Origin of the sequence: Leucobacter weissii, assembly GCF_017565745.1 — a bacterium.
In the GTDB taxonomy this organism is placed as follows: Bacteria; Actinomycetota; Actinomycetes; order Actinomycetales; family Microbacteriaceae; genus Leucobacter; species Leucobacter weissii.
In genome coordinates this window covers 1-869 of sequence record NZ_JAGDYM010000028.1, presented here as the reverse complement: position 1 = coordinate 869, position 869 = coordinate 1, and the positions used below count along the sequence as shown (strand labels likewise).

The 869-nt window shown below is 60.8% G+C and carries 1 protein-coding gene; it reads right to left on the bottom strand.

What is annotated here, in order from left to right; genetic code table 11:
• Positions 1–869: IS481 family transposase (locus J4H92_RS15170; RefSeq protein WP_208099016.1), on the bottom strand; the 869-nt coding region annotated here is incomplete at both ends.

The following is an 869-nucleotide window of genomic DNA, read 5'->3' as shown; positions in this document are numbered from 1 at the left end:
TGTAGTTCCCAGTGAGGTTGTGAACGCGATCTGAGGGTGTCTGCCCACCGATCCCGGTATGGGGTCGGTGATGATTGTAGTGATGGAGCCAGGTGCCATATGTTGCGGCCCTGGCTTCTTCGCTGTCATGGATGTCGGCGTACGCCCATTCGGTTGCGAGGGTTCGGTTGAATCGCTCGACTTTCCCATTCGTCTGGGGCCGATATGGGCGCGTGTATCGATGTTTCACGCCTGGTCCGAGTGCCCGCGTAAATGCATGAGAACGGTAGCAGGATCCGTTGTCGGTCATCACCGCGGTGACGCTCACTCCAGCCTGAGTGAAGAACTCGCGGGCTCGTTCCCAGAACCCGGCCGCGGTCTCTTTCCTCTCATCGGCCAGGATCTCGGAGTACGCCAGCCGCGAGTAGTCATCGACCGCATGGTGCAAGAACACATAGCCCCGCGACGATGACGCTCCAGCACGCGCCGCACGATCACGAGCACCACCCGCTCGACGATCTTGTGCCGACCCGCGCCCGTGAGCGCGCCACCCACCACCAGTGGGGATACGACCGAGTTTCTTGATATCAACGTGTACGAGCTCGCCCGGCATCTGTTTCTCGTACCTCATGACCCGGGGTTTCCTGATGCGTAACCCGGTCGCTTGATCAATATGCGCCAGGAGGGGCATCCGATACCGAGCGATCACGCGTTCAATCGTGGAGCGTGGGATTCCCAGGTGGTAGCTGATCCGGTGCGGCCCCCAGCGGCGCGTCAACCGCAGACTGATGATGCGATGCTCGCGTCGTTTCGGCAGTCTCGTTGGTGAATGAAGCGGGCGAGAAGAACGATCCTTGAGAGACTCGCCCGCACGATACCTCGCAGCCCAT